22 protein-coding genes are annotated in these 25193 nt (G+C 59.6%); 4 read left to right on the top strand and 18 right to left on the bottom strand.

What is annotated here, in order from left to right; all coding sequences use genetic code 11:
- Positions 1-38: 38 nt before the first annotated feature.
- Together ACK4FZ_RS03055 and ACK4FZ_RS03050 are read right to left on the bottom strand one after the other, a co-directional pair.
- A complete protein-coding gene (locus ACK4FZ_RS03055; protein WP_409818245.1) occupies positions 39-863 on the bottom strand; it encodes an HDOD domain-containing protein in 825 nt (274 codons plus the stop codon).
- 263 nt (positions 864-1126) lie between these two features.
- The gene (locus tag ACK4FZ_RS03050) at positions 1127-1366 is read right to left on the bottom strand and encodes a hypothetical protein (RefSeq protein ID WP_409818244.1); all 240 of its coding nucleotides are present in this window, start codon (positions 1364-1366) and stop codon (positions 1127-1129) included.
- 165 nt (positions 1367-1531) lie between these two features.
- Between ACK4FZ_RS03050 and ACK4FZ_RS03045 the strand changes: the two genes are divergently transcribed.
- The 4 genes from ACK4FZ_RS03045 (at position 1532) to ACK4FZ_RS03030 (ending at position 4791) form a co-directional block, all read left to right on the top strand.
- Entirely contained in the window at positions 1532-2077 is a 546-nt protein-coding gene (locus tag ACK4FZ_RS03045) for a methylated-DNA--[protein]-cysteine S-methyltransferase (RefSeq protein ID WP_409818243.1), read from the top strand.
- Positions 2078-2162: 85 nt separating this feature from the next.
- Positions 2163-2564, top strand: a complete 402-nt coding sequence (locus ACK4FZ_RS03040; protein WP_409818242.1) for a GFA family protein — start codon at positions 2163-2165, stop codon at positions 2562-2564.
- 181 nt (positions 2565-2745) lie between these two features.
- Entirely contained in the window at positions 2746-3501 is a 756-nt protein-coding gene (locus ACK4FZ_RS03035; RefSeq protein WP_409818241.1) for a hypothetical protein, read from the top strand.
- A 54-nt stretch (positions 3502-3555) separates the two neighbouring features.
- Positions 3556-4791, top strand: coding sequence for an alkaline phosphatase PhoX (locus tag ACK4FZ_RS03030; protein ID WP_409818240.1), 1236 nt, complete (start codon positions 3556-3558; stop codon positions 4789-4791).
- Between the two features lie 70 nt (positions 4792-4861).
- Here the strand turns inward: ACK4FZ_RS03030 and alaC are convergent, their stop codons facing one another.
- From alaC to ACK4FZ_RS02950, 16 genes are all read right to left on the bottom strand, one after another.
- Positions 4862-6070: an alanine transaminase gene (gene alaC / locus ACK4FZ_RS03025; protein WP_409818239.1), complete on the bottom strand. Its 1209-nt coding sequence runs from the start codon at positions 6068-6070 to the stop codon at positions 4862-4864.
- A gap of 164 nt (positions 6071-6234) precedes the next feature.
- Positions 6235-7131: an aldo/keto reductase family oxidoreductase gene (locus ACK4FZ_RS03020; protein WP_409818238.1), complete on the bottom strand. Its 897-nt coding sequence runs from the start codon at positions 7129-7131 to the stop codon at positions 6235-6237.
- Positions 7131-8240: an ABC transporter ATP-binding protein gene (locus ACK4FZ_RS03015; protein ID WP_409818237.1), complete on the bottom strand. Its 1110-nt coding sequence runs from the start codon at positions 8238-8240 to the stop codon at positions 7131-7133. The genes ACK4FZ_RS03020 and ACK4FZ_RS03015 overlap by 1 nt, the downstream gene beginning before the upstream one ends.
- Before the next feature lie 4 nt (positions 8241-8244).
- Positions 8245-9048, bottom strand: coding sequence for a carbohydrate ABC transporter permease (locus ACK4FZ_RS03010; protein ID WP_409818435.1), 804 nt, complete (start codon positions 9046-9048; stop codon positions 8245-8247).
- 187 nt (positions 9049-9235) lie between these two features.
- Complete coding sequence (locus tag ACK4FZ_RS03005) at positions 9236-10138, bottom strand: carbohydrate ABC transporter permease (protein WP_144370919.1); 903 nt, start codon at positions 10136-10138, stop codon at positions 9236-9238.
- A gap of 198 nt (positions 10139-10336) precedes the next feature.
- Complete coding sequence (locus tag ACK4FZ_RS03000; protein ID WP_409818236.1) at positions 10337-11581, bottom strand: ABC transporter substrate-binding protein; 1245 nt, start codon at positions 11579-11581, stop codon at positions 10337-10339.
- A 307-nt stretch (positions 11582-11888) separates the two neighbouring features.
- Positions 11889-13298, bottom strand: a complete 1410-nt coding sequence (locus ACK4FZ_RS02995; protein ID WP_409818235.1) for a sensor histidine kinase N-terminal domain-containing protein — start codon at positions 13296-13298, stop codon at positions 11889-11891.
- 47 nt (positions 13299-13345) lie between these two features.
- Positions 13346-14026 (bottom strand): response regulator transcription factor, encoded by a 681-nt coding sequence (locus ACK4FZ_RS02990; protein ID WP_409818234.1) that lies wholly within the window; start codon positions 14024-14026, stop codon positions 13346-13348.
- Positions 14023-17694, bottom strand: a complete 3672-nt coding sequence (locus tag ACK4FZ_RS02985; RefSeq protein WP_409818233.1) for a glycosyltransferase — start codon at positions 17692-17694, stop codon at positions 14023-14025. The genes ACK4FZ_RS02990 and ACK4FZ_RS02985 overlap by 4 nt, the downstream gene beginning before the upstream one ends.
- 7 nt (positions 17695-17701) lie before the next feature.
- A complete protein-coding gene (locus tag ACK4FZ_RS02980) occupies positions 17702-19021 on the bottom strand; it encodes an ABC transporter ATP-binding protein (RefSeq protein ID WP_409818232.1) in 1320 nt (439 codons plus the stop codon).
- A complete protein-coding gene (locus tag ACK4FZ_RS02975; protein WP_409818231.1) occupies positions 19011-19814 on the bottom strand; it encodes an ABC transporter permease in 804 nt (267 codons plus the stop codon). The genes ACK4FZ_RS02980 and ACK4FZ_RS02975 overlap by 11 nt, the downstream gene beginning before the upstream one ends.
- The gene (rfbC, locus tag ACK4FZ_RS02970; protein ID WP_409818230.1) at positions 19811-20359 is read right to left on the bottom strand and encodes a dTDP-4-dehydrorhamnose 3,5-epimerase; all 549 of its coding nucleotides are present in this window, start codon (positions 20357-20359) and stop codon (positions 19811-19813) included. The genes ACK4FZ_RS02975 and rfbC overlap by 4 nt, the downstream gene beginning before the upstream one ends.
- 47 nt (positions 20360-20406) lie before the next feature.
- On the bottom strand, positions 20407-21285 hold the full coding sequence (gene rfbA / locus ACK4FZ_RS02965; protein ID WP_409818229.1) for a glucose-1-phosphate thymidylyltransferase RfbA: 879 nt from the start codon (positions 21283-21285) through the stop codon (positions 20407-20409).
- Complete coding sequence (rfbD, locus tag ACK4FZ_RS02960; protein ID WP_409818228.1) at positions 21282-22175, bottom strand: dTDP-4-dehydrorhamnose reductase; 894 nt, start codon at positions 22173-22175, stop codon at positions 21282-21284. The genes rfbA and rfbD overlap by 4 nt, the downstream gene beginning before the upstream one ends.
- A gap of 2 nt (positions 22176-22177) precedes the next feature.
- Positions 22178-23239 carry a dTDP-glucose 4,6-dehydratase gene (gene rfbB, locus ACK4FZ_RS02955; RefSeq protein WP_409818227.1) on the bottom strand — a complete coding sequence of 354 codons (1062 nt, stop codon included), beginning with the start codon at positions 23237-23239 and terminating at the stop codon, positions 22178-22180.
- Positions 23240-23610: 371 nt separating this feature from the next.
- Positions 23611-24534 (bottom strand): glycosyltransferase family 2 protein, encoded by a 924-nt coding sequence (locus ACK4FZ_RS02950; protein ID WP_409818226.1) that lies wholly within the window; start codon positions 24532-24534, stop codon positions 23611-23613.
- Positions 24535-25193 lie beyond the last annotated feature (659 nt).

Here is a 25193-nt window from a genome sequence, read left to right as displayed (position 1 = left end):
CCGCGATGCGGGGCCTTGTTTTTTCTGCCGGACAGCGCCTACAGCAGGCTGTCGATCTGGGTACTCATTTCCTTCAGGTGACCGATGGCGCCTTCCAGCTGCTCGGCGCTGATGTTCAACGCTGACACCACGCGCTGCGGTACCGTTTCCAGCATGTCCTGCTCGCTCATCCCGCGGTTGAAACCGGCCACGATGTACGATGCCAGGCCGATCAGCAGCGCGTACGGCGACGCATCGGCCGGCGGCACCAGATTGTGCTGGTTACGGATGGCGTCCTGGATGGCATCGGGGAAGTTCCAGCGCCGGGCCAGCTCGGCACCGACTTCGGTCAGATCCATGCCCAGCACCATGCGCTCGGTAGCCAGGCGGTCGGCCCCACCATCGACCACGCGGTCGATCTGCACCGCTTTTTCCGGCTCGGCCACATGCAGCACCAACTCGCCGATATTCGACATCAGGCCACAGGTATACCCCAGCTGTGGCTCCAGCCCTGCCAGCTTGGCCAGCGCCTTGCTGGTATTGGCCATCTCAAAACTGCGGCCCCAAAACGCCTTCATGTCGAAACCGGGAATGTTGGCCGTGGCGCCGCTGACACCAGAGGCGATCACCAGTACCCGCAGGTTGTCAAACCCCAGAATCACTACCGCGTCTTCCAGCGAGCCGATCTTGCGGCTACCGCCAAAGCGCGCGGTATTGGCCAGCCGCAGCACACGGGCGCTCAGCACCTGATCATGCGCCACCTTGTCGGCCACGTCGTCCATATTGACATTGTTGTCGCTAAAGCTGGCAATCAGCTCCTGCACTACCTTGGGCACCATCGGCAGCTTGCCGGATGCCTTATCGAATAGCTCTGCCACCTGCATGATCGGTCTCCTTGTCGTGATGGGCCTATACAGAAGCCGCTAACAAAACCGCCGGGCCAGCGAGGCCTGGCCGCGCAGTTTTCTTAGCGACTCTCAGTGAGCTTAGGCAAGGAACGGCAAAAAAACAGCCGGTATTTTCCGATCACCACCATGCACAAGGCATGACACTGTCGGGCTACCGGCCCAAGGTACATAACAACTCAACACAGCATGCTACTTTGCTACTACTACCGGCCGGGCTGGCTCAAGGCCCGGCCTGGGCCCTACACAATCAGGTCAATGGCACTGCCTACCGCCTTGCTGATTGCCTCGCCACTGACAGAAAACGCCTCCACCACGGTATCGCCTGCCTCCTCGATACCACTGACGATGCCACTGCCGATATCCACCACGCCACCTGCGATATCGCTAGCACCGTCGGCAATCTTGCCGACACCGGTGCCGATATTGCTGTAGCCGGCGTAAATGGTGGATGCTGCTGCCGACATGCCGGAAATACTCATGATGTGCACCTCCATGCTGACCCGGCACCCCGTGCGCCGGTAACAAACAGACTAGCCCAGCAGCATGCAAGGCATGCTGTCGCTTTGTATCAAAACACACGCACAGCGCTACATACCCACGGAACCACGCTACACTAAGCAGCCATGCCAGCCCCAATACGACCAATGCCTGCTCCCCACACCCTGGTGTTACACCGTTTTCACAGCCCGCTGGGGCCGATGTTTGTCTGCACCAGCGAACAGGGCGTCTGCCTGCTGGAGTTTGCCGTCAGCCAGCGTAAGGAACGCGAGTTTGCCGACCTGCAACGGCTGCTGGGCTGCCGCATCGTGGCCGGCGAAAACGAGCACACGCGCCAGACCGAGCGCGAAATCGGCGAGTATTTTGCCGGCAGCCGCCAGCGCTTCGACGTGGCGCTGCACCTGCCCGGCACCGCCTTCCAGCAACAGGTATGGCAGGCGCTGCAAACCATTCCCTACGGCGATACCGTCAGCTACCAGCAGCAGGCCGACCGCCTGGGGAAACCGGCCGCCATCCGCGCCGTCGCAGGCGCCAACGGTGCCAACCGCGTCGCCATCATCGTGCCCTGCCACCGCGTCATCGGCAAAGACGGCAGCCTGACCGGCTACGGCGGCGGCCTGCAGCGCAAAGCCTGGCTGCTGGCGCACGAACAGCGCAGCCGCTTTGGCGACACCCAGCCGCAGCTGTTCTAAGCCTGCGGCCAACGTTGGCCGCCGCGTGCATGACAAAGCCTTGGCCGCAGCCGATACTGGCGCTTTAGCCACAGGAGCATGCGTCATGATCAAGCAAGTAGGCGACACCCTGATCCAGCCGGTGCATACCGCGCGCTGCCACTGCGGCGGCGTGGTGCTGGCGCTGACGCTGCCCAACGGCATTGAACGCCCGCGCCGCTGCGATTGCTCGATCTGCCGCCGCAAGGGCGCCATCGTGGCGTCGGTAAAGCTGGACGGCATCCGCATCGAGCAAGGCGCCGAGCTGCTGCGGCTGTACCAGTTCAATACCCACACCGCCAAGCACTACTTCTGCTCGGTATGCGGCATCTACACCCACCACCAGCGCCGCTCGCATCCGGACGAATACGGCTACAACGTCGGCTGTCTGGACGGGGTGAACCCCTATCTGCTGGGCGATATCCCGGTAAACGACGGCGTCAACCACCCGGCCGACCGCCAGGGCTAGGCAAAGTGCACCTGTGCCATCGGGCAGCGCATACATAAGACCCGTTGCCCGGTAGCCTCAAAACAACATATCTATAAGATGTTGTGATCATAACCATTAGCTTTCGCTAACAGATTCACCTGATCGTCACACAGGCTGACTAGCTTGGGGTCTTCGCCATTTCCCTCACAGGCAGACTGCGATGGTCACCCCTCATGCCAGATGGGCACTCATTGCCGCAATAGTGCTACTTGTTGTGTATCTGTTGATAGCGCCGGCGGTTCAACCCAGTGAGCAACAGCATGCCATCACATACGATGTCGACCACAATCGTAGGCTATTGCCCAATGCAGACAGCCACGTATGGCCAAGTGGCCGTACCGGCCCGCATACCAGAATGCCGCTTGCAGTGGAAACGCGCCCTGCTGAGCTAACGCACTGGACCAGCCTGAAGCAGATCGCCAGCGAAAACCTGCAACTGCAACGCCCAGCAGCAAAGCTTGGCCCAGCGCTGGCACTGCACGCACTAGACAGCGACAGGCTGATAAGCAGCCAAGACCCGATCGCGCAACTCAGCCAGCCCGCGCAACGCTGGCAATTTCTGGTTAGCGAACAGCAGCAGGTAGCAGGCCTGCTACAAGTCGAACTTGAACATGACGGCCAGGCCGAAGCCGGGCGATTGGGCATGGTCAACCTGGCGCGGGCCCTGCAACAGAGCCTGAATACCCTGCCGGGAGGCCTTGCAGCCCAGCACTGGACTCACGTCGAAGAAACCGATGCCTACTTTGTCACCGCCCGGCAGCAGCCCGGCGGTGCGCTGTACTTCCACCCCCTGTCGGTTTCCGGCAATACCGCCTGGCAACAAATGGCAATCGCCAACCAAGCCTGGTTTCCCGAAGTACGTTTCCGTGAGCTGCTCAGAAGTACCGTGTTGCAGTCGCGAAACGCAGGCGAATAGCGCTAGGTGTAGGCCATCACCCCATTTTTACCCACCACCACAGAGAAACTGTACATGAGTCAGCCATCCCATCAGCCTGATGCCGATCGTCGCAAACTGCTGCGCGCACTGGGCGGAGCCAGCCTGGCAGGTATCGCCACACACCAAGCTTGGGCGTCCGGCTTGCTACCCACACCGCCCAATCTGCAAGCGGCCAACGGTAGCATGCTGAAAATCAGCCCCAGCCGCGCCGTTGGCCCGCTGCAAGCCGCAGATGCCAATGGCGTGCGCCTGCCACAAGGTTTTACCTCGCGTATCGTTGCCCGTAGCGGCCAGCGCGTAGCCGGCACCCACTACACCTGGCATTCAACACCGGATGGCGGGGCCACCCTGGCACGCCCCGAAGGTGGCTGGATTTATGTCGGCAACAGCGAAGTCGACAAAGGCCAAGGCGGCGCATCGGCACTGGTCTTCAATCGCCATGGCGAAATCACTGACGCCTATCGCATTTGTAGCGGCACCAGTCGCAACTGTGCCGGCGGCATGACGCCCTGGGGTACCTATCTGTCTTGTGAAGAAGTGTCGCGCGGCCGTGTGTACGAGTGCGACCCGCTAGGCAAAAAAGCGGCGCAACGCCGCGATGCCATGGGCTTGTTTGAGCACGAAGCCGCCGCAGTCGATCCGCAAACCGGCTACGTCTACCTTACCGAAGACAAACCCGATGGTTGCCTGTACCGCTTTGTGCCGACGCAATTCGGCAACCTGGCCAGTGGCACGCTGGAAGTAGCATGCACCGCCAGCGCCGATACGGTGACCTGGAAGCGCGTGCCCTATCCGGTACCGCGCTCCACCAGCAGCCGGGACAGTACCCGCAACCAGGTGGCAGGCGCTCGCCGCTTCAACGGGGGTGAAGGCTGCTGGTGGCACGAGGGCACGGTTTACTTCACCACCAAAGGTGACGACTGCGTCTGGTCACTGGAGGTCAAACATAACCGGGTACAGAAAATCTACGACGCCGCCAGCCACGCCAGCCCGATCCTGGATGGCGTTGACAACCTGGTTGCCGCGTCAAACGGCGTGCTGTACGTCGCTGAAGATGGCGGCAATATGCAGGTCTGCCTGTTGGGTCAGAACGGCAAAACGGCAGCCGTGTTGCAACTGGTTAACCAGCCCAGATCCGAACTGACTGGCGTAGCCTTCAGCCCGGATGGCAGCCGGCTGTACTTCAGTTCGCAACGCGGCACTACCGGCAGCGGCAGTGGCGGCATTACCTACGAAGTGAGCGGCCCGTTCCTGAGCCTGGGCGTTTGATGCGGCCAACGTTGGCCGCACGTGACAACGCCGCCCCCGAGGGCGGCGTTTTACTGGTGGCAGCACCAGCTCAAGCCGGTGGCAACAAGCCGTCGGCGCGGAACATCGCCTTGATGCCGCGGATGGCCTGGCGGATGCGGCTTTCGTTCTCGATCAGCGCAAAGCGCACGTACTCGTCGCCGTAGTCGCCAAAGCCCACGCCCGGCGACACCGATACCTTGGCCTTGTCCAGCAGCAGGTTGGCAAACGCCAGCGAGCCCAACTCACGGTAGTGCTCGGGAATACGCGCCCAGATGTACATCGACGCCTTGGGCAGGTCTACCTGCCAGCCCGCCTCCATCAGCCCCTTGTACAGCACGTCGCGGCGCTTCTGGTAGGTGGCGGCAATGTCGAGCACGCATTGCTGGTCGCCTTCCAGCGCGGCGATGGCGGCAATCTGCAGCGGGGTGAAGGTGCCGTAGTCGTGGTAGCTCTTGATGCGCGCCAGCGCGGCCACCAGGTCGGGGTTGCCCACCATGAAGCCGATGCGCCAGCCGGCCATGTTGTAGCTCTTGGACAGGGTGAAAAACTCCACCGCGATGTCCTTGGCGCCCGGCACCTGCATGATGGACGGCGCTTTCCAGCCGTCGAACACGATGTCGGCGTAGGCCAGGTCGTGTACCACGAAGATGTCGTGCTTCTTGGCCAGCGCGATCACGCGCTCGAAGAAGTCCAGCTCCACGCACTGCGCGGTGGGGTTGGACGGGAAGCCGATGACGATCATCTTGGGCTTGGGGTAGCTGCCGCGAATGGTTTTTTCCAGCTCGGCAAAGAAGTCCACCCCCGGCACCATCGGCACGCTGCGGATGTCGGCGCCGGCGATCACCGCGCCGTAGATGTGGATGGGGTAGCTCGGGTCCGGCACCAGCACGGTGTCGCCACGGTCCAGCGTGGCCAGCATCAGGTGCGCCAGGCCTTCTTTGGAGCCGATGGTGACGATGGCCTCGCTGTCCGGGTCGATATCCACCGCGTAGCGCTGCTGGTACCAGCGCGCAATGGCGCGGCGCAGGCGCGGAATGCCCTTGGACGCCGAGTAACCGTGGGTATCGGGCCGCTGCGCGGCTTCGGTGAGCTTGGCCACGATGTGCGGCGGCGTGGCCCCGTCGGGGTTGCCCATGCTCATGTCGACGATATCGTCGCCACGGCGGCGGGCAGCCATTTTGCGTTCGGCGGTGATGTTGAAAACGTAAGGGGGGAGACGATCGATGCGCGCAAAGCGGCGCTTGCCGGTAGACGACATGGGAAACCTTTCAACGTAAGCGCCCGGAACCGTCCGAGCGACGTTCCCCCGACACAGGGGAAGGGCCATCGTAAGCGGCTGGCATGGCCGCTGTCTAGCGCCATAAAAAAAAGCGGCCCACGCGGGGCCGCCTAACGCAACAACACAACGATACAACAGAAAAATCAGGCCACCTCGTGGCCGCGTGCCGCCTGCAGCAGCGCAAACCACTGCTGGCGGTCAAGCTCCAGCCGGCAGGCCGCCGCCGCCTCATCCAGCGAAGCCAGACGGCGCGAGCCGATAATGGGCAGCGGCTTGCACGGCTGCTGCAGCAGCCAGGCCAGCGCCACCGTGGCCACGCTGACGCCCCGCTCGCCAGCTACTTGCTGCAGGGCAGCGTGCAGCACGGGGTTGGCCGCCGCGTCCAGCAGGCGGCCGCCGGCCAGCGGCGACCACAGCATCGGGCGCACCCGCAGCTGCTGGCACTGGTCGAAGGTGCCGTCGAACAGCGGGTCCAGGTGCAGCAGCGAGGCCTCCACCTGGTTGGTCACCAGCGGGAAACGGCTGGCCAGCAGCGCGTACTGCGACGGCGTGAAATTGGACACGCCGAAGTAGCGCACCTTGCCGGCCTCGAACAGGCGGCGGAAGGTGTCGGCCACGTCATCCGCATCCAATAGCGGGTCGGGGCGGTGGATCAGCAGCAGGTCGAGGTAGTCGGTGCCCAGGTGGCGCAGCGAGGCCTCGACACTGGCGGTGATGTGCGCCGCCGAGGTGTCGTAGTGCTTTACCTGCCAGCCGCGCTCAGCCATCGGCGGCTTGATGCCGCACTTGCTGACCAGTTGGATGTGGTCGCGGCGCGAGGGGTGGGCCTTCAGCCAGCGACCGAACAGCGCTTCACAGGTGAAGCCGCCGTACAGGTCGGCGTGGTCGAAGGTGGTGATGCCCAGCGCCAGGGCGTACTCCACCCAGGCGGCCAGCGCGGCGTCGTCAAATCCCCATTCGTCCAGACGCCAGACGCCGGCCGCCACCGGTGATAGCAGCGGCCCCGATGCGGCCAACCCTTGCTTGCCCAGCGCCGTCATTACACGATCCGGGCTTCGGTTTTCGGGTCGAACAGCACCGCCTTGGACACGTCGAACACCAGGTCCATGCTCTGCCCCGGGCGCTTGGCTTCGGTGGGGTGGGTACGGCAGCACACTTTGGTGTTGTTCAGCGACACGAATACCAGGGTGTCCGGGCCGGTAGGCTCGATCACGTCGATGTGGCAGCTCATCACCGGCAGGCCTTCGCGGTGCGCGGTGCGAGCGTCGGTGATCTGCTCCGGGCGGATGCCGAAGATCACTTCCTGGCCGACAAACTGCGCCAGCTTGGTCTTGTCGTGCGGCAGCGGCAGCACCACGCAGCCTTTGTCGTCGCAGATCTTCACGCCGATACTGTCGCCGGTCTGGATGACGGTGGCCGGGATGAAGTTCATCGACGGCGAGCCGATGAAGCTGGCCACAAACAGGTTGGCCGGGTTGTCGTAGATGTCTTGCGGGCTACCGAACTGCTGCACGATGCCGTCTTTCATCACCGCGATCTTGTCGCCCAGCGTCATGGCCTCGATCTGGTCGTGGGTCACGTACACGATGGTGGACTTCAGGCGCAGGTGCATCAGCTTGATTTCGGTACGCATCTCCACGCGCAGCTTGGCGTCCAGGTTGGACAGCGGCTCGTCGAACAGGAAGATGGACGGGTTGCGGGCCAGCGCACGGCCCATGGCCACGCGCTGACGCTGGCCACCGGACATCTGGCCCGGCTTGCGGTCCAGCAGGTGGGTGATCTGCAGCATCTCGGCCACGCGGTTAACGGTGGCGTCGATCTCGGCCTGCGGCACCTTGCGGATTTCCAGGCCGAAGCTGATGTTCTGGCGCACGGTCATCGACGGGTACAGCGCGTAGCTCTGGAACACCATGGCGATGTCGCGATCTTTCGGCGACAGGTCGTTGACCCGTTTGCCGCCGATTTCGATATCGCCGCTGGTGATGTCGTCGAGGCCGGCGATCATGTTCAGCAGCGTGGATTTGCCGCAGCCGGACGGGCCCACCAGAATCAGGAACTGGCCGTCTTCGATGGCGATATTGATGCCTTTCAGCACGTCGGTGCCGTTGGCGTAAGTCTTGCAGACGTTATTGATGGAAAGTGCAGCCATCGCATTAACCTTTCACGGCACCGGCTGTCAGGCCACGCACGAAGTAGCGGCCAGCAACCATGTAAACAAACAGAGTCGGCAGCGCAGCAATGATGGCTGCGGCCATGTCCACGTTGTATTCCTTCACCCCGGTAGAGGTGTTCACCAGATTGTTCAGCGCCACGGTAATGGGCTGCGATTCGCCGCTGGCGAATACCACGCCGAACAGGAAGTCGTTCCAGATCTGGGTGAATTGCCAGATCACGCACACCACGAAGATGGGGCCCGAGATCGGCAGCAGGATGCGCAGGAAGATGGTCCAGAAGCCGGCGCCGTCGATGCGCGCCGCCTTCACCAGCTCGTCCGGCACGGTGATGTAGAAGTTACGGAAGAACAGCGTGGTAAACGCGGTACCGTACACCACGTGCACCAGCACCAGGCCGGTGGTGGTGTTGGCGATGCCGAGGGTACCCAGCAGTTGTGCCATCGGCAGCAGCACCACCTGGAACGGGATGAAGCAGCCCACCAGCAGCATGGTGAACAGCGCATCAGACCCACGGAAACGCCACATCGACACCACGTAGCCGTTGACGGCACCAATCAAGGTGGAGATCAGCACTGCCGGCACGGTCATCTTGATGGAGTTCCAGAAGAAGCCCTGCATACCGTTGCATTCCACGCCGGTGCAGGCCGTGGCCCAGGCTTTGACCCAGGCACCGCCTTCCCACGCTTGCGGCAGCGACAGCATGTTGCCGGCGCGGATGTCGTCCAGGCTCTTGAACGAGGTGGTCAGCATCACGTACAGCGGCAGCAGGTAGTAAATGGCCATCAGGAGCAGCGCGGCGTACACCAGCGCGCGGCCAACGGTGAGGTTTGGCAAACGGATAAAACCGGCCTGCGCAGTTCGAGAGCCAGGCGCCCGCAGCGCAGGGGTCGAGACAGTACATGGAGTACGGCGAGACCCCGAGCAGCGCGCAACGCCGCTATCGGGCTGCGCAGCCGTGTTTTGTGCAGAATTAAACACGTTTGGCACTCCTTGTTTCCAGATACATCAGCGGTACGAGCACAGCGACGATGGTGAACAGCATCATCATGGCCGAGGCGGCACCCTGGCCCAGCTGGCCACGGGTAAAGGCAAACTGGTACATGAAGATGGCCGGCACGTCGGACGAGGTACCCGGGCCACCACCGGTCAGCGCCATCACCAGGTCGAAGCTCTTGATGGCGATGTGCGACAGGATCAGCAGCACGCTGAAGAACACCGGGCGCAGGCTGGGGATGAGGATGCGGCGGTAGATGGTGGGCAGGCTGGCGCCATCCACCTGGGCGGCCTTGATGATCGAGTCGTCAATGCCGCGCAGACCGGCCAGAAACAGCGCCATCACGAAGCCCGAGCTCTGCCACACACCGGCAATCACCACGGTGTAGATGGCCATGTCGGGGTTCACCAGCCAGTCGAAAGTGAAGTTGGCAAAACCCAGGTCGTTCATCACCTTTTGCAGGCCCATGTCCGGGTTCAGCATCCACTTCCAGGCGGTACCGGTCACCACGAAGGACAGCGCCATCGGGTACAGGTAGATGGTGCGCAGTGCGCCTTCGGCGCGGATTTTCTGGTCCAGCAGGATGGCCATCAGCAGGCCTACCAGCAGGCAGATCAGGATGAACAGGCCGCCGAAGATGCCAAGGTTGGCCGCAGCGGTCCACCAGCGCTCGTTTTCGAACAGCGCTTGGTATTGCACCGGCCCGGCCCACTCGAAGCGGGGCATCAGGCGGGATTCGGTAAAGGATAGCCAGCCGGTAAAGGCGATAAAGCCGTAGACGAACACCAGGCTCGCCAGCAACGTGGGCGACAACACCAGCTTGGGCAGCCAGCGGTCGGCCAGTGCACTGAGACGGCCTTGCGATGCGGAGGCAGACATGTGTGATTCCTTGCTGTCTCGTTTAGGGAAAACACGCCCGCTTGCCCGGCAGCCGGCAACACACCGCCCTGCCGCAAGCATGCAGCATGACGGGACGGACGACGGACATGGGGGGGCGGGTTACAGGCCGCCAGGCGGCCTGTCGTGACACAATTCAGGCAACACCCTGCTGCCGCACCGGCGGCAGGGTGGCGGCACTTAGCGTACCGCGCTGGCCTTGGCCAGACGCTCGGCAGCCTGAGCCGGGGTCATGTTGGAGTTCATGAACTGGGAGATCACGTCCACCATGGCACCTTCGGTAGCCGACGGCATGGCCATCTTGTGCGCGAAGCTGGGCACCAGCTTGTTGCTCTTGGCCGCAGCGTTCATGTCAAAGCTGGACTTCTTGGCACACACGTCAAACTTGGCCATCGGGGTATCCAGACGCGCCGGGATGGAACCCTTGTTCAGGTTGAACACTTCCTGGAAGGCCGGGCTCATGATGGTGGCAGCCAGGTCGGCCTGGGCTTTCACCGCAGCCGGAGACTTCTGCTGGAACATGGCCATGGAGTCGATGTTGAAGGTAAAGGCATTCTGGGTGCCCGGTGCATCGGTACAGATGAAGTCTTTGCCCGGTACCTTGCCAGCGGCGGTAAATTCGCCCTTGGCCCAGTCACCCATGAACTGCATGCCGGCCTTGCCGTTGATCACCATGGCGGTGGCCAGGTTCCAGTCGCGGCCAGCGGCGCCCTTGTCAATGTAGGTCTTGATCTTGGCCATGGTCTCGAACACCTTCACGGTGGTGGGGCCGCCAACGGTGGCACGATCCAGCTTCACGAAGGCCTTGTTGTAGTAGTCGGCACCACCTACACCCAGCGCCACCGATTCAAACAGAGTGGCGTCTTGCCACGGCTGGCCACCATGAGCGATCGGCTGAATGCCGGCTTTTTGCAGCTTGTCGGCGGCAGCAAAGAATTCCGGCCAGGTTTTCGGTACGGTAGCGCCGGCTTTCTTGAACGCCTCCGGGTTCACCCACAGCCAGTTCACGCGGTGTACGTTCACCGGGGCGGCTACGTACTTGCCTTTGTACTTCATCACGTTGCTGACCACGGTGGGCAGCTGTTTGTCCCAGTTGCCGGCTTTGGCCACGGCATCGATATCAGCCAGCACGCCTTCGGCACCCCATTCCTGGATGGCCGGGCCTTTGATCTGGGCGGCGGTCGGCGGGTTGCCGGATACAACACGGGTTTTCAGCGCCGTCATGGCGTTGTCACCACCACCACCGGCTACGGCGAAATCTTTCCAGGTGTGACCCTTGGCGGTCATCATCTTTTTCAGTTCGGCAGCGGATTTGGCCTCGCCACCGGAAGTCCACCAGTGCAGGACTTCAACGTCACCGGCAAAGGCAGCGGCGGGCAGCAGGGAGGCGGCGAGAACGGCCGCGGTCAGGCGCTTCAGCTTCATGTTTATCTCCGTGTTTGTGTCGCATCTGTCCGCCGTGCCGTTGAGGGTTGCCGGCGGCTCTGTGTGGTCAACTACGGGCGCCACTCTCCTGGCGCCGCTGCAGTTGGCTGAACTATAGCCGCAAGCTGTAAGTGTTGTGTAAGTTTTAAGTGAAGAAGACGTAAGTTTTGCACCACCCTGGCCCGCAGCACAACATGACATCCAGCTGAATCAAGCAGATACAAGGTATGCAAGCAATGCGGCAGCGCACCATTGCGGCGCGCTGTAATGTGGCAACTACACGACGATGCCCCGTTATGGGCAGTTGTCAGTCCGGCAGCAAGGCCAGTTGTAGCACGGCGCTGAGGCCGCCACCCGGAGTGTCAGTCAATTGCAGGCTGCTGCCGTGACGGCGGGCGATCTCCTGCACGATGGCCAAGCCCAGGCCGCAGCCCTTGCCCTTGCCTTCGGCGCTGCCACGGTAGAAGCGCTCGAACACGCGCTCGCGCTCGGCAGGCGGAATACCCGGCCCATTATCGCGCACGGTCAGCTGTAAACCGGGACCACGGCGCTGCAGCAATACCGTCACTTCGCCGCCAGCTGGCGTGTACTGGATGGCATTGTCCAACAGGTTGGCCAGCAGCTCGCGCAGCAGGCCAGCGTGACCACTGACCAGCATGCTGCCGGGCTCCGCCTCCAACCCGAGGTCAATACGTGCCGTCAACGCACGCGGTACGGCCTCGGTGGTCACTTCGCGTACTAACTGGGCAAAGTCCAGCGGCTGCAAGCTGAGGCCGGCTTCCGGCTCGGCACGGGCCAGCGCCAGCAGCTGGTTTACCAGCCGGATCGAGCGCGCGACGCTGGTTTCCACCTGCGCCAGCTGCCGGCTGACTCGTGGCAGATCAGGCTGCGCTTCACGCAGCTCGGTGCGTACCAGCTCGGTTTGCGACTTCAGGCCGGCCAGCGGCGTACGCAACTGGTGGGCGGCGTCGGCAATAAAGCGGCGCTGCTGCGCCACCTGGGCGTGCACCTCGCCCAGCAGCGCATTGATGGCCGCAGTCAGCGATCGTACTTCGTTGGGCGCGTTGTCTACTTCGATGGGGGCCAGATCACGCGCGCTGCGGTCTTCCACCCGCCGCCGCAGGCTGCGCAGCGGCGACAGGCCACGGCTGATGCCGGCCCACACCAGCACGCTGGTCAGCAGCATCATGCCCAGCAACGGCAGGCCCATGTCGACCAGGATTTTGCGCGCCAGCTCGGCGTTCAGCGCCCGGCTTTTGGCCACTTGCACCAGCATCAGCTGCGGCCGCTCGGCGGTACCGGCCATCAGGTACTGGGCGGCGACGCGCACTTCCTTGCCTTTCATGCGCGCATTGTAGAAAAAACTGTCACCGGCTTTGGCCGGGGTGCCGGCCGGCGGGCGCGGCATCGCCGGCTCGCCCAGCAGGAACGCCTCAGGCGGCGAGCTCACCATGTAATGAACACGGTCGTCCGGGTCTTGCTCCAGGATATCACGGGCAGCGCTGGGAAAATCGACGTAAAAGCCGTTGCCGAACGGTTTGACCTGACGCGCCAGCGCGCTGCTGGATTTGGCCAGCGTGCGGTCGATGACCTCGTTGGTGTAGGCCAGCGCCATGTTGTAGGCCAGAAAGGCGGCGGCCAGCCACAACACCAGTTGCGGTAGCAGCAGCCACATCAGCAGCTGACGGCGCAGCGACAGTTCACGGCGACGGGGCATGGCAGACTCTCGCGAATACAAGGTTAGCCGCCACGGCGGCAGGCGGCTTAGTGATCGTCGGTAGCGGCCAGCAAATAGCCGAGGCCGCGTACGGCGCGGATGCCGACGCCGCTGCCATCCAGCTTCTTGCGCAGGCGATGCACGTAGACTTCCACCGCGTTGACACCCACCTCTTCGCCGTCTGCGGCCAACTCGCCGGCGATCTGCTCCTTGGTCACCACGCGTTCGCCATTGCTCATCAGAATATCCATCAGCTGCAGCTCGCGCGCCGACAGGTCCAGCGCCTGCTCGCCGGCCCACACGCGCTGGCCGGCACGGTCCAGGCGCAGGCCGGCAAAGTGCAGTTCATCCCGCACCGCCTCGGCCACGCGATGGCGACGCAACAGGGCGCGGATGCGCGCTTCCAGCTCGGGAAATTCGAATGGTTTGACCAGGTAGTCGTCGGCGCCGGCATCCAGGCCGGCAACGCGGTCTTCCATGCTGTCCAGCGCGGTGAGGATGAGGATGGGTAAAGCCGGTTTGTGCACGCGCACGTTGCGCAGCACCTGCAAACCGTCCAGGCCGGGCAGGCCGATATCGAGAATGACGGCGTCGAAGGCCTCCGCCAGCAGCAGTTGCTGCGCCTGCAGGCCATCCGGCGCGTGGGTGGTGGCAAAACCCAGCCGATCCAGCCGCGTCAGCAGCGCATCGGCCAGGACGGTATCGTCTTCGGCGATCAGCAGTTTCACTCCACACCCTTCGATGAGTTCAGCTTTTCAATACGAGCCAAGGCTCGTGCCTTGGCTTGCTCGTACGCACCATGCAACTGCATATGCCGCTCGTGTCTAACCGCCAGGTCCGCCGGTACGCGGAACAGCGAAGTGGTTTTGGCAATATACTTGAACTGGCGGCCATGGCAGAAGCGCAACCACAGGTTCCAGTCTTCCAGGTAGTCCATGTCTTCCTCAAAACCGCCACACTCCAGGAAAATGCTGCGCTTGAACAGCACAGACTGAATCGGCAGGAAGTTATGGTCACGTAGCACCTCATAATCAAACGGCTGATGGAAGGTTGCGGGACAATCGAACTCTACCTCTACATAGCTGCGTTTGTCCGGCGCCACATTGGTAAAAACCTGAGTAGCCAACGCATAGGCGCCATCCAGCGCAGGATCACGGCACAACTCTGCCATCAGCGTTTCAACATGATCAGGATAAATCAGGTCATCATCATCCAGAAACATCATGTAGTCACCGCTCGCTGCGGCCATGGCACGGTTACCGGTGACCGAGCGGCCAACCTTATCGCAGGCCAAATACACAATCGTGTGGCCGGTAGTGGCCGCCAGTTGCGTCACAAGTGCACGGTGAGTGTCCCCACCATCCTCAACGACTAACAGTTCGATATTCTGGTAAGTCTGGTTAAACACCGAGAGAATAGCTTGCTGTAGTAAGTACTGACGATCGCGATAGGTACGCATAATGACGCTGACCCGGGGGCCACTGCTGCAACGGGTACCGGTATGGAACGCCCCTTCCCGAACCATCTCGTAATCGAAAGCACGGAAAGGGTACACACCGCGCACCGGGCCGGCACCACGACGGAAGTGGCGATAATTTCTCACGATCTTGCGCATATTACCCAGCACGGTACGACGGGCACCATGGTATGGTGCGGGTGCCAGCAGCAAGGCGGCATACAGCGGCACAATCGCCAGCCGGTCTTTCAGCGCTCCGTAACGCAGGCGCAAGTAGGCATTGCCCAGCGTGCTGCCACTAAACTGCACCGGTTTGACCTCGCCCGCCTTCTCATAGCTGAAGTGATGTACGATTGCCGATGGGCAGTACTGCAGCAGATAGCCGTGCGAACGGTAGCGATAGGATAGCTCCACGTCCTCGCAGTACATGAAGATGCGTTCATCGTAGCCCCCCACCTGCTGGTATGCATAACGCCGCATTAGGATGCAAGCATGAGATGACCAGCTGACTTCCAAAGTAACGGGGTCATAATGCTTGGGATGCTCGTAAGGCAACTGGCGCAACTCCCATGAAGCATAACGACCAGCGCTATCATGCATCGCTTGACGCACAACCTGCTTTAAGGCGTCGGGCTCGAACTCTAGGTCCATATTGCTAACTAGCACGTAGTCTGCACTACCTTGGGATATCGCGAGGTCATGCCCAGCACCAAAACCTAGGTTAGGTTGTTGCCGCAAGGTAAAACCGCCGAACTGCCCTTGATAAGCGTGGACGCCCGCCTGCAGCAAAGCCAAGTTTTGGGCGTCGGAGCCGTTATCCACCAAGTGCAGGAATAATCGGGAACGAGGATAGTCGAGCGCAGCCAGACTTTTCAGAAAATTATCCAGCCAGCGCGCATTATTGTAGGCCACGACGGTAATGTCCACGGCAGGCCAGTCCTGTACCGGCTGCGGCTGAAGGCTGTCCCAGGACACGTCACGCCGCATCGCCATCGCACGCAGTTGTCTACTGTTGTCAGCTGAGTCCACCAGATACCACAAGCCGTTGCGCACATTCTGCAACGCATGACGAGCCAGCATCCTGACTTGTACTAGCCCTCGGAAACGCTGATAGATGCGACGAGCCACGTCACGCGGTTCAACCATTAAACGCCGCACGAAGCGTATCGGCCGGGTAATGCGCCAAGACAAGGTATGGTGTACACGATACAACTCATCACGCAGCCATGCTGCCTCCGGCTCCAAGGCCTGAAATTGCTGCTTGCATTGCTGCAGCTGCTGCTCGACCGCAAGCTTGTCATCAATAGCATTAGCATAACGCTCGCGCTGCGATGCGGCCTCCTGCTCCAAAGCTTGCAATTGCTGCTCGCATCGTTGCAGTTGTTGCTCGATCATAACCTTGTCATTGATAGCAATGGCATAACGCTGACGCAGCCAGTGACCCTCCTCCACTGCAATGCGGCACTGCTCCTGACTGCTTTCTTTGGCTTCCAGGGTCTGATTCAGCAGGTTCAGTGCAGCATCGAGAGACTGCAATGCTTGAAGTAACTCAGCGGAAGGTAGCGCCTCCCGAAGCACAGAACGCGAGCAGGCTCCCTGTAGAATGAGGCGGAACAATAATGGAAAGCGGGACAATGACAGCGTCTGCCACAGACACAACGTTTCTTCCTCGGCACGAGGCGGCATCGGATTAACAAACGCCGGCAAATCCGCCACACCGCACAGCAACGCTGTGAACACCAGCATCTCACGCTGGCCAGCGAGCAAGGCACTCAAGTCAAAATGCGGGTCTGCCGCCAACTCACAAGGAAACAACAACCCTTCTTGCAAGTCGAGCGGGTACATGCCCCGATCCGCCATGTCGCGCAGCCGCAAATCATCACTGTGAGAAGAGCGGAATACAGGCCGCGAGTGGATGCGGACCGCATGCTGCTGCCACAGTGCTAGGCAGGTAGCGGCCGCAATGCCCATACTCATGTCGACAGGGACAAAATAGCTGAAACCTGCCAAGTACGCTGCCAGATTGGTACGATCCTCACGGGCAAAAATCTGCTGTCGTGGCTCAGATGCAAAACCAGACTCGCCAACCACAATTGCACAAGGCAGCGGGGCAGCGTGCTGCTGAAGAAACGCGCGAGCAACCGCTAGGTCTTCCGCATGCGGTAGCAACAACAACAGACACAACCCCGGCTGTATAACCGGGATAGGCACTGGCAAGGCTTGAGGGAAAGCCTGCTTGCGGAATGCCCTGACAAACTGATAAGTATCGGCGGAGTGACGCAGCCGCCCGCTCAAATCCCGTAACAGACCACCAAGGCCCAACTCGCGATTAAGTAGGTAATCTGGCGCCAAGTTATATTGCTCTGAAATTTCCAGCTTGTAGTCACAAGCAGACAACGCCCGCCAACCGGTCACCAGCATTAGCTGCGTCAAGTGGCCTTCGGTAAAAACAATGTGGTGGGTATCGTCCAGTAAGCCAGTCTTAGCGTAATGCCAGCGCCCGTGGAACAACTTCACCGCCACGTCGAAATGGCTGAAATTGGGAACGCTGAGCACCAACACCGCGTCCTCCGGCAGCAAGCTGTGCAGGGTGTGCAACAAAGGCTGTGGTTGCGGCAGATGCTCGATGACATCAAGCAGACTAACCGAGCTAATCGTGCGACCGGCCACAACTGCGGCGACTTCACGCCTCACCGCCTCCGTATCAGAAAGATCAAGCAGATGCGCCTCAATACCACGCTGATGCAAGGTGGCAACGGTATCGTGATTACTGTCAAAACCGATATAATGGCAGCCATCTTCCATGATTTTCGCGGCAATCGCAGCATGGCCGCAACCAAAATCCAAGTGCAGTCCTGCTACCTTGCGGTGTCGCGCTAGCAGACTCAACACATTGGAATAGACGCTGACGTCTTCCAGTGCAAAATTGTACTTTTCCACGCCCAGATCATTCCATTATCATTTTAAAATGGGGCACGCCCAGAAGGCCGGTACTGACACAGGTCGAGTGTGAGCGGAACACCAGCGCGTCGTTGATCCAGCAATGCACGGTATGTTGCTCCTGAGTACCATCAGCAACCGCCACCGAGATCACATAATCCCCACCAGGCATCACCGGCATCAGGAATTCAAATACCGCAAGGAAGGACTCCCCGGCGCTCTTGCTCACGATGTGCCCCATTTGCGAAAACAACACGGTGTTCTCGCCGAACAGGTTCTGACCACGCTTGTCTTTCACTACGTAGCCAACAATAAGACGGGCAATATCTGTCTGCACCGTCCCCTGTACCACCAACCTGGCGACCTCTCCTCCGATGATCCAGGACAACGCACGGCCATCAGTACTTTCGATGTGGACATCGATAATGCTGGCGCCCTGAGTACCGAAGCGTTCTGCTTCCGGCTTGAACAACTCAAAAGCAAGCTCGTTACGCTGGGGATGGTGCAACATGAAGTCACGGCGCATATCGTGGAAGTACTCTGGCACGACAACCCGGCTTCGCACAGAGGGAGCGGATGTCGCCTGAACATGACTGGCCTGGTGCAGTGCCTGCTGGTAGTGCTCACAAACCTGGCGAGCCGACCCATACAGCCTTACCCTGCCTCCTTCCAGCCATACTGCCTTGTCACACAAACTCATAACACTATTAGTGTCATGGGATACAAACAGTAGAGTGCCTTTCTTAATGAAGTCACGGATAAAACGCATGCACTTCTGAGTAAAAAAAACATCACCGACTGCTAAAGCCTCATCAATTACAAGCACATCCGCATCAACGTGGGCAATTACCGAAAAGGCCAAACGCACAAACATGCCACTAGAATAAGTTTTAACCGGCTGTTCAATAAAATCACCGATGTCTGCAAATGCTACGATATTATCAAAGCGCGCCTTTGTTTCTTGCTGTGACAGGCCGTAGATGGCTGCCGACAAATAGATATTTTCTCGACCTGTATACTCCGGATTAAAACCCGCACCCAATTCTAGCAGTGCTGCAATCTTACCTTGCACACGAATACTACCAGTACTTGGCTGCAACGTGCCGCAAATAAGCTGAAGCAAAGTAGACTTACCGGAACCGTTCTTACCGATGATTGCAACAGCCTCACCACGCGCCACGGAAAAACTGACATCGCGGTTAGCCCAGAATTCTTTATACCACTTGCGATGGCGGAATAATGACTGATAAAAGCGGTGGCTAGGCTTTGCAAATACTTGGTAGCACTTGCTAACCTCGCATACATCAATGACAGACTCAGAGTACATCTGCAAAACCTCGCTGCAGTTTGCGAAAGGCTGCATAACCCGCACAAGCGAGTAGAAAAGACACTAGCAGTAGTAAACCGTAAGCAGGCCAATACGGTGCTTGGCCGAAATAGAGCGTGTTACGACACATCTCTATGGCCAAGCCAAGCGGATTCAAGTACGCCAAGAGACGGAATTCTGCCGGAAGCATGGACAAGGGATAAAACACAGGAGATAAGAAACACAACGCCATAGCCAGCATATTCACCATTTGGCTGGCATCGCGAAAATACACACCAATTGCGGCTAGCAACCAGGAAATTCCCAACGTGGCAAGCAGCACCGGCAACAGCACCAATGGAAATAACAGTGCTGAAATCGGCGGCCAACCTTGCAATAATATGTGAAATACTATCCAGACCAGTAGGCTCAGCAACAAACTGAATAAGGCTGAGAATACTGATACAACCGGCAGAATGGCAACTGGAAAGATCACCTTCTTTACATAGTTACCGTGATTGACAATCAGGTTACAAGAGCGGGTGAGGCACTCGGAAAAAAAGTTGAAAACCATCAGACCGGAAAACAGAATCAATGCAAAGCTTCCAGTACTGTTTGTCACCCCAGTCCAGCTAGAACGGAAGATCAGCCCAAAAAAAAAGGTGTAAACCACCAACATAAATACTGGATGCAAAATGGCCCATATCAAACCAAATGATGAGCCCTTGTACTTCAGGCCGATTTCGCGCTGCAATAAGCGCCAGAACAAATCTCCGTGCGGTATTTGCGCCACAATTCTGCTCAGCAACCTCATGCAAAAACCTCAGCGTCTTGCCACAAGGGTAACGCAGCATCTTTTGGAGACAAGCACACATTAACAGCTAGCGGCCATGCAATGGCTAGCGATGAGTCATGCCACAGAATCCCAGCATCGTGAGATGGCGCATAGTAATTTGTTGTTTTGTAAAGAAACTCGGCGTGCTCGCTGAGGGTGATAAAGCCGTGGGCGAAACCTTCCGGAATCCACAGCTGGCGCTTGTTGTCGGCAGACAGATTGACGCCGACCCACTGCCCGAAGGTAGGCGAGCTACGGCGGATATCCACCGCTACGTCAAATACCTCACCAACGGTACAGCGCACCAGCTTGCCCTGGGCAAACGGCGGCAGCTGATAATGCAGGCCGCGCAGCACGCCGCGCACCGAACGGCTGTGGTTGTCCTGTACGAAGACCACATGGCGGCCAACCGCCTCGTCAAACAGACGCTGGCTGAAACTTTCGTAAAAATAGCCGCGCTCGTCACCAAACACTTTGGGCTCGATGATTTTGACGTCGGGGATGGCGGTATCGATGATGTTCATGCAGCAGGTACCCCTACTCTTTGCAGGCGGCCAACGGGCCTTGCAGCTCAGGACAGCAAGGCCGACAAGTACTGCCCGTAGGCATTTTTCTTCAGCGGCGCCGCCAGCCTGGCCAGCTGCTCGGCGCTGATCCAGCCGGCGTTGAAGGCAATTTCTTCCGGACAAGCCACTTTCAGCCCCTGGCGCTTTTCCACGGTAGCGATGAACTGGCTGGCTTCCAGCATCGACTCGTGGGTACCGGTATCCAGCCAGGCGTAACCGCGGCCCATGGTCTGCACATTAAGCGTGCCTTGCGCCAGATAGGTGGCGTTGACGTCGGTAATCTCCAGCTCGCCACGCTTTGACGGCTTGATTGCCTTGGCAATGTCCACCACCTGCTCATCGTAGAAGTACAGGCCGGTGACGGCGTAATTGGACTTCGGCTGTACCGGCTTTTCCTCGATGCTAACGGCCTGACCATCGGCATCAAAATCCACCACACCATACCGCTCCGGATCATTGACATGGTAGGCAAACACCGTTGCGCCATCCGTTTTGCTAGTGGCACGTTTCAGCAGCTTCTGGAAATCATTGCCATAGAAGATGTTATCGCCCAGCACCAAGGCCGACGGTGCGCCGTCGAGGAAGGCCGCGCCCAGGATAAAGGCCTGCGCCAGGCCGTCCGGGCTGGGCTGCACCGTGTATTCGAGGTGGATGCCCCACTGGCTGCCGTCACCCAGCAACTGCTGGAAGCGCGGCGTGTCCTGCGGCGTGGAGATGATCAGGATGTCGCGGATGCCGGCCAGCATCAGCGTGCTGAGCGGGTAGTAAATCATCGGCTTGTCGTAGATCGGCAGCAACTGCTTGCTCACCGCCAGCGTGGCCGGGTACAGCCGGGTGCCGGAGCCGCCGGCCAGGATGATGCCCTTGCGTGCTTTTGTGCTCATTTGAGGTTGTCCAGCGTATCGAAAATCTGTTTCACCGCCTGCTGCCAGTGTGGCAATTGCAGGTCGAAAGTCTGCATCAGCTTGCTGCAATCCAGCTGCGAGTTGGCCGGGCGGCTGGCTTTCTGCGAGTAAGCGCTACTGGGGATAGCCTGCGGCGCGGCGGCCAACTGTAGCGGCCAGCCGGCTTCGCGCGCCAAGTCGATCACGTAACTGGCGTATTCGTGCCAGTTGGTGCGCCCTTGTGCCGCCACGTGGTAGGTGCCGTAGGGCTGGTCTGCCGTGGAGCGGGTACGCTGTACCAGGTTGGCCACCACGTCGGCCAGCAGGCTGGCCGGCGTCGGCGCGCCGAACTGGTCGGCCACCACCGCCAGGCTGTCGCGGCTGGCTGCCAGCCGCAACATGGTTTTCAGGAAGTTCTGACCGTAGACGCCGGCCACCCACGAGGTACGCAGGATGAAATGACGGCAGCCGCTGGCGCGGATGGCCTGTTCGCCCTGCCATTTGCTGCTGCCGTACACCGACTGCGGGTTGGCCGCATCGTCTTCGCGCCAGGCACCTGGCTTGTTACCGTCAAACACGTAATCGGTGGAGTAATGCAGCAGCAGCGCGTCGTGCGCCACTGCCCACTGCGCCATCACCGCCACCGCGTCGGCATTGATGGCCTGCGCCAGCGCCGGCTCGTCTTCGGCCTTGTCGACGGCGGTGTACGCCGCCGGGTTGACGATAATGTCGGGCTGCCACGCGTCGAGCGCGGCGACGAGACTGGCCGGCTGCGACAGGTCGAACTCGGCTCGCAGCGGACAGATCAGCTCGCCGTGCAGCGCCAGCGCCCGTTTCAGCTCGAAACCGACCTGGCCACTGCTACCGGTAATCAGAATGCGCGTCGGCATGCTCAAGCACCGTACTGCTGCTGCAGCCAGTCACGGCAGCTGCCGCTGGTAACGCCGGCCACCCAGTCCTGATTGTCGAGGTACCACTGCACCGTTTTGCGGATGCCGCTATCGAAGGTTTCGGCCGGCTTCCAGCCCAGCTCGCGTTCCAGTTTGCGCGCGTCGATGGCGTAGCGGCGGTCGTGACCGGGGCGGTCTTGCACGAAGGTGATCTGGCTGGCGTAAGACTGGCCGTCGGCGCGCGGTCGCAGCTCGTCCAGCAGCGTGCAGATAGTGTGCACCACGTCGAGGTTGGCTTTTTCGTTCCAGCCGCCGACGTTATAGGTCGCGCCCAGCTTTCCGGCGTCCAGCACGCGGCGGATGGCGCTGCAGTGGTCCTTCACGTACAGCCAGTCGCGCACCTGCTGGCCGTCGCCGTAAATCGGTAGCGGCTTGCCGGCCAGCGCATTGAGGATGACCAGCGGAATCAGCTTCTCGGGGAAGTGGTAAGGGCCGTAGTTGTTGCTGCAATTGGTGGTGAGCACCGGCAGGCCGTAGGTATGGTGCCAGGCGCGCACCAGATGGTCGCTGGCGGCTTTGCTGGCCGAGTACGGGCTGTTGGGCTCGTAACGGTTGTCTTCGGCAAACGGCGGGTCTTGCGGCGACAGCGTGCCGTACACTTCGTCGGTAGACACATGCAGGAAGCGGAACGCAGCCTTGGCCTCTGCCGGCAGCGCGTCCCAGTAGCCGCGCACGGCCTCCAGCAAATTGAAGGTGCCCAGCACGTTGGTGTGGATGAAGTCGCCCGGGCCGTGAATGGAGCGGTCCACATGGCTTTCGGCGGCAAAGTTCAGCACCGCGCGCGGCTGGTACTGCGCCAGCAAGCCGGCTACCTGCTCACGGTCGCCGATGTCGCCGTGTACGAACACGTGGTGCGGGTTCTGCTGCAGGCTGGCCAGCGTTTGCAGGTTGCCTGCGTAGGTCAGCTTGTCCAGATTGACCACGGTTTCATCGTGTGCGGCCAACCAGTCCAGCACGAAGTTGCCACCAATAAAGCCGGCACCTCCGGTTACTAAAATTGTCATTCTATATAGCCCTAAAATCAGTATTTAGTCCAGAAATCAGGCTGGCAGCAGGCAATCAATGCTTTGCCAGCATGCACCATGTGTCGTCAGGAATCTCCACTGCATCATGCATGAGGCGAGACAAGCCGACAATCCAGCCAGCATTGAAATACCCATCCCAGGCAAAACCGGACATGCCTTTTGTGCCCACAGTTGTTATCACCTGTTTTCACTTGCCAGTAGGCAAGCCATCCTCCTGCGCACAACTTACAACGCTACCAAAGCTGGCCATGCATGATCCGAAAACCACAGCAAATAGCCAGCTCATTACGAGCAGACCCTCACCACAGTAGCAACACCATGAGAATAAAACCATTCTCCGGCCCGATTTACTATAACCGCCTCAGTAATACGGCAAGTAGCAAACCGGCATTACCCACTATTGTCTGCCGGTAAAATGGGCTGCGCAGGTAAAAAAATAACCGGGAAGCGAAACGTGCTGTTTTTATTTTCTTGAAAAGTAACAACTGCCGGCGCGCACTCGGGGTCAACAAATGAGCATAACGCTCCAATTGCTCGATATGATTTTTATTCCAATCAGAAAACTCTCCCAAAAACAGCAGCTGCAACCTTGAAAAAAATGCCCTCATTCCTTTATTGGAACCTACCTGGTTATTTTCGTGTTGCCGGTAATCAACAAAGGCCTCCGAATCATAATAGCAAGCAGCACCAACCGCCGTTGCCACAATATATGCCCACCAATCATGAGAGCGCAGCGCGGCTCCCTCGCTCAGCACTACCAGCACCCTGCGCATGGCATCGTTCATCGCCATCGTATTACCACCGGCCAAGCTCTGCACCATGGCATTGGCGAAGGCTGGCGTGCGCGAAAATAATGGTGAGTACCCTAATGGCTGGCCTGCCTCGTCAATCAGGCGGGTTTTGGAGCAGTACAGGGCAGGCTGGTCTGCTGGCTGCAGCTGCAACCACTCGATGGCACGACGCATCTTGTCCGGGTGCCATACATCATCCTGATCCGAGAAAAAATAATAGTCGGCTACAATTTGCGGCTGACTTAGCAAGGAAAGAAAGTTTCGGCAAAACCCTTGGCAAGGGCCATCCAGCCATGTCACCGGCTGTCTGACATGCGTTGAAAATTTTCTTATTATTTCAGACGTATTATCGAAAGAGCCATCATCAGAAACCCAAAGCGCCCAGTCGCCGTAGCTTTGCGACGCCAGAGATTCCAATTGCTGCTGTAAAAATTTTGCACCATTGTATGTGCACATCAGCACTGCAGCGCTGGATTTGATCATTACTCTCAATCCAAACATCATTCATCGCTGCAATGTAAGCGTGTAAAAATACCCCACTCAAGACATCTATAAAAAGGCCTGCTTATCAGGCCTAACTAGTATGTATCTTTATCGCACCGCTATAAGAATACATAATTCTGAACCCCTATATTCTATGAATAAAAACTAATTGCTCGGCAAAACCGACACATTCGATTCGAGTCTTCTTGGCCAGACCGATGGGAAGGGCGGTCTCATGAAGCATGTGCAACACCCGGCGGTCTCAGTAACCAAGTGCAACACTCTGATAAGGTGTCGCCATGGCATACCACTACCACCAACATTGCGCAGAAGAACGCGCCTGCATCATGTAGATGACTGCTCAAGGGCGCACCATGCCCCAGATTGCTGTGCTGCTGCGGTGTGCACCCAGTTCGATCAGTCGCAAGGTCCGTCGCCATACCACCGCAACCGTAGCTTACGATGCGGCAGTCGCCAGGCGTCAGGCAAAGCAGCGACGACGTCCTCGCAAGCTACAGTCTCACACCGCCGCCTTCCTGCACTTGGTTATTGAGATCGCCGAGGCAGATGCCGGCCAGGGTAGCCTTGTCTTATAAACAGCCCGGCAATAAAACCCTCGGGAAGAGCCGAGGTGAACAGCAGCCACCATAAGGCTATCG

Origin of the sequence: Vogesella sp., assembly GCF_046297735.1 — a bacterium.
GTDB classification, from domain to species: domain Bacteria; phylum Pseudomonadota; class Gammaproteobacteria; order Burkholderiales; family Chromobacteriaceae; genus Vogesella; species Vogesella urethralis.
The sequence above is the reverse complement of the archived record's forward strand: the minus strand, read 5'-3'. Positions and strand labels throughout refer to the sequence as shown.